Origin of the sequence: Halogeometricum sp. CBA1124 (assembly GCF_009741955.1) — an archaeon.
GTDB lineage: Archaea > Halobacteriota > Halobacteria > Halobacteriales > Haloferacaceae > Halogeometricum > Halogeometricum rufum.
Genome location: NZ_WPCD01000252.1, coordinates 1 through 4,561, shown reverse-complemented (window position 1 = coordinate 4,561; position 4,561 = coordinate 1). Strand labels below are relative to the sequence as shown.

General features: G+C 74.2%; 4 protein-coding genes. All 4 read right to left on the bottom strand.

Going from position 1 to position 4,561, the window contains the following annotated elements; translation table 11 throughout:
- A partial coding sequence (locus GJ632_RS24355; RefSeq protein WP_231751700.1) for a hypothetical protein occupies nt 1-1,202 on the bottom strand: 1,202 nt, incomplete at its 3' end.
- A complete protein-coding gene (locus GJ632_RS24350) occupies nt 1,199-1,492 on the bottom strand; it encodes a hypothetical protein (RefSeq protein WP_231751699.1) in 294 nt (97 codons plus the stop codon). The genes GJ632_RS24350 and GJ632_RS24355, both read right to left, overlap by 4 nt.
- Entirely contained in the window at nt 1,489-1,935 is a 447-nt protein-coding gene (locus tag GJ632_RS24345; protein ID WP_231751698.1) for an archaellin/type IV pilin N-terminal domain-containing protein, read from the bottom strand. The genes GJ632_RS24350 and GJ632_RS24345 overlap by 4 nt, the downstream gene beginning before the upstream one ends.
- On the bottom strand, nt 1,932-4,561 hold a 2,630-nt coding region (locus tag GJ632_RS24340; RefSeq protein ID WP_394351838.1), incomplete at its 5' end, for an Eco57I restriction-modification methylase domain-containing protein. The genes GJ632_RS24340 and GJ632_RS24345, both read right to left, overlap by 4 nt.

The window sequence follows — 4,561 nt, the reverse complement described above, 5'->3', positions numbered from 1 at the left end:
ACGCCGTCGACGCCGTCGTCCGTCGCGAACGAGAGGTGCGGCGGCCCGACGCGCGTCACACGGAACTCGTAGGTGCCCGAGAGGCCGTGCGGGTCCCGGAGCACGATTCGGTCGTGCGCGCGGACGGCGGTCAGCGTCGTGGTCCCGTCGGTCGTGACGTCGAGTTCGACCGTCCGCGTTCGGTTCGGCAGCGTCACCGTCCGACGCCCCGAGAGGTTCACCGTCGTCGTCCGTCGGTCCGTCCGCTCGACCCTGACGAGTCGACGGACGGTGACTCCGTCGGGGTCGCCGCGTTCGACGAGGGTCCGGTCGCCCAGTCGGACGCGCACCTCGCGGCCGCGGACCGACGGTGCGATGCGGTCCACCGCGGTGGCGTTCAGCGACCGGACCGCGTCCCATTCGACGGCGTTTGCCCGCTGGGTGTGGGCGGCGTCGGCGGCGACGAGGCGGTCCGCGAGGGTCTCGGCGGCGTGTCGGACGCCGGGGTCGGTGTCCGCGTCTGCGAGGGCGACGCCGGCGAGGACGACGCTGCCCGTCGTCACCGCGGTGAGGAGGACGAGGGCGGCGGCCAGACCGACGAGGTTCGCCTGTCCGCGGGCGGCGGTCACGGCTGCCCCCCGTGAGCGCTCGGACGCCGGGCGGCCGACGCCTCGACGCGGCCAGCGGTCGCTCCGCCGTTCGGGGCCGGGGTCCCGTTCGACAGCGTCACGGCCACGTGCCCCCCGTCGCCGCGGACGACGACCCACGACTCGCTCACGCTCCGCCACGTCCCGGACACGTTCGCGCCGCGCGCCGGGAACGAGAGCGTCACTCGGCCGCCGACGCCGTCGTCCGGGTGGTCGAGGACCAACTCGGCCGCGCTCCCGTTCGCCGCCGGGACGGCGCGGACGCGGTACGGGTCGCCCCGAATCGTCCGCCGGGAGCGAGACGGCGACGCGGCGGTCGATGCGCGTCGTCCGCGACGGCACCGACGACTCGACGGACTCGGCGGCACCGACGAGGGCGCGTTCGCCCACCTCGGCCGCGGCGGCGGTCCGGTAGTCGGGCACCACGTCGCCGTAGAACGTCGTCGTGAGGAGGGCGATGAACAGCACGACGATGCCGAGTTCGAGCGCTTTCCCGACGACCGGTGAGAGGGCGCGGTCGGCGCGCGACTTGCTCTCCCGGCCGCGCGGTCCGTCCCGTCGTCCCCGGTCGCTCACGCCCCCACCTCCATCCGCAGTCGCACGTCGTGGACGACGAGGTGGACGGTGCGACGGCCGGGGAACGCCGCGACGACGCTCGGCGTCCCGTCGCCGTCGAAGTCGCGCCGGGTCGTCGTCGCGTTCCGGTCGCGGAACGCCCGTTCCCACGCGCGGGGCGCCGCCGTCTCCACGGCGACGCGGTAGCGGTCCGTCGGGAGGAGTCGTCGCTCGTGCGTCGGCGCGGTTTCGAGTCGAACGGGCACCGTCGTTCCGCGCGCCGAGACGGCGTCCGTCCCGGAGGCGTTCAAGACGGGGACGCCGACGTACAGCGTCCCGTTCGCGGGCGCGATACTCGGCGGCGCGTCCAGTCGGCCTTCGGTTCCCTCGCCGACGGCGACGCGCCCGCGACGGCCGACACCCGCCTGTCGCCGGACTCGTACACCAGCCCGCCCGCCGCGGCGGTCCAGACGACGCCGGAGTCGTTCAGCACGCGGACGCGCCGGTCGGCGACGCGAATCGTCCCGCCGGCGAGTCGGACCGTCGCGTCTCCCTCCGCGGCGGTGCCGGCGTCGAGAGCGTCGTCCAGTCCGTCGGCGACGCGGGCAGTCGCGGCCGTCGACGCTCCCTCCTGAATCGCCGTCCCCGCGGCGGCGGTGAGGACGCCGACGCCGACGACGGTGAGGCCGAGGAGGATGGCGACGCCGACGACGGCGGACTGAGCGCGGTCGGAGCGAGAGCCTTCGGCCGTCATATCAGTCCCGCCCCCGCGAAGACGGCGTGGCAGACGGCGACCAGCGCGCCGGAGTGAAGCAGGGCCTCGTACCGCCCCCTGCTGGCGACGCCGGCGAACCACCCCGAGGCGAGCATCGTCGCCTGCGTCGTCACGTAGATGCGGTACCGGTCGCGTTCGAGGTCCACGGCCTGCGGGTCGATGGCGACGCCAGAGAGGTCCGACATCGAGGAGAGTTGTGCGAAGCCGTCGAAGACGTGCGCGCCCGTGGCCACCGTGATGCCGACGACGAGGAGCGCCGTCGCCGACCCGACGGCGACGCCCGCTATCGCCGGGACGACGAGTTCGCTGGGTAACAGGGGAAACAGCAACGACGTCTCGAGGAACGTGAAGACGAAGATGCCGAGATAACCGTACCGGACGAGGGCGTCGAGGAGGGGCTGCGTGAGGCTCATCGGTGCTGAAGCTCGCGGGGACGGAACCGCGCGACTGGCTCGTACTCGACTCGCCGCAATCAATCTTCTCGCCGCCGGGAGCGTCGTCGTCGCGGACGCGGCGAGGCGGCGAACGGCGACCGCACTCGGCCGACGCGCTACTCCGAAGGTCGCCGGAGCGCCGTCCACTCCGACACCGAGGCGAGCGTCTCGCGGACGCGCCTCCGTTCGTCGGCCGTCAGCCCGCAGGCGTCGGCGACGCGGGCGTCGATGCGGGCGCCAACGTCGCGGCGCGGCGGTCGAGTGTCGCCGCGCGGCGGCGGTCCCGGGCGCACCTCGCCACCGCCGCGGCGTGCGTCTCGGGGTCCGGGACGCGGAGGGCGCGGAGACGGGTCGCGGGCGCGTCTGCGAACTCCGACCGACCGGCCGGAGACCGCAGGCCCGCCGGTCCGTCGCCGTCGCCGCCCCGACGGCGGGGAGCCACGTCGAGAGGACGACGGCGTCCCGCGGCGACGGTGCGGCGAACCGGAGCACGTCCCGCGTCTCGCGTCCCGCGTCCGTCTCGTACGTCGCCCGGAGCGTCAGTTCGTCGCCCGCCTCCCGGACCGAGAGGTCGGCGATTCGGAGCCCCGGCGTCTCGGCGCGGTGCGAGCGCGAGAGACCGTCGTCCACCACCTCCGGGTCGAACCGGTCGAGCGGGACCGACGCGTCCTCGAACTCGACGACCGAGGCGACGTCGTCGGCGAGCGACGCCCGTTCGCGACCGACGGCGAGTCGTCGGTCGACCAACGAGACGAGTTCGTCGTCGACCGACCCCGACCAGACGGGGAGCGTCTCGTAGTTGCGCTGGTTCTGCTGCGGGAACTGCGCGGGGTAGGCGTTCCGCCGGACGTAGTGGTAGTAGTTGTACACCCGCGAGTTCAGCAGGCCGAGGAGGTGCTTCAGCAGTCGCTCGTCGTCCGCGGGACCCGCCGAGCGGTGTACGGGGTCGACGTGGACGTCGTACACCGACTTCAGGTTGGCGAGTCCCTCGACGTCGAGCGTTCCGACGAGGAAGCGTCCGGTCTGTCGACAGAGCAGTTTCGGCGGGTCGTACACGGCCTTCGAGACGGCCTCGGCGTCGACGTGTCGAATCTCCCCCCGTCGGAGCGCGTACGGCCGAACCGCCGACCCGGGGACGAGTGGCCGCGTCCCGTCCGCCGGCGACTCTCGGACGCTGTCGTCGCGCTTGCCGAACTCCTCGCCGCGGGCGACGGACCCCACCGCCTCGAGCGGGTCGCGGCGTTCGAGTTTCCGGAAGATGCCCTCGGCGACGCCGTCGCGCAGGAGTTGGAAGCGGGCGTACGCCTCTGACGCCACCGTCTCCCGGCTGAGACGCCCGTACTCGAACGAGTCGGCCCGCGCGGCGACCGCGAACTCCTCCGCGTCGCCGAACCACGTTCGGATGGCGCTCTTCCCCGTCGCGTCCGCCCCCGTGTCCGTCTCCGGGGCGCAGACGACGACGGCGGCGCCCTCGTTCGCGTCGGCGAAGACGGTTCCCACCCGGAGGAGGTGCGTCACGCCCCCGGCGTCGAGGAGGAACCGGCGGGCGGGGGCGGCCGAGAGTCGAACGAGGAGGGCGTCGGGGACGACGAGCGCCACGCGGCCGCCGGGGGCGAGGCGACACGCCCGTTCGAGGAACGCGGCGTAGAGGTTCGGTTGGGGGCCGGCGGCGGCTTCGAAGGTCCGCTTGAGGTGAGCCGTCGTGTCGCCGTCGATACGCGCGCTGATGTCCGCGCGGCCGGCCGTCCCCTTCCACGGCGGGTTGCCGACGACGGCGTCGAATCCGACACCACCGCGTCCGCTGTTCTCGGCGTCGAACACCTCGGCGAACGCCGTCCGCCAGCGAATCGCTCCCGGTCGGTCCGCCGCGGTGTCGGCGGCGGGGTCGGCGTCGTCCGCGTCCGGGCCGGGGCCGAGCAACGCGTCGCCGCACCGGAGGTGGTCGCCCAACGCGGAAAGTCGGTCGACGTCCGCCTCGGGCCCGAGCGTCTCGACCAGACAGACCAGTCGGGCGACGGCGGCCGCGGTCGGACTGCGGTCCACGCCGTACAGACACCGCTCGACGACGGTCCGTCGGACCGACGCGACCGGTTCGACCGGCGCACCCGCCTCGCGCGCCGCCCGCCGAATCCCCGACGCGAGGCGGCGAGCGACGGCGACGAGGAGCGTCC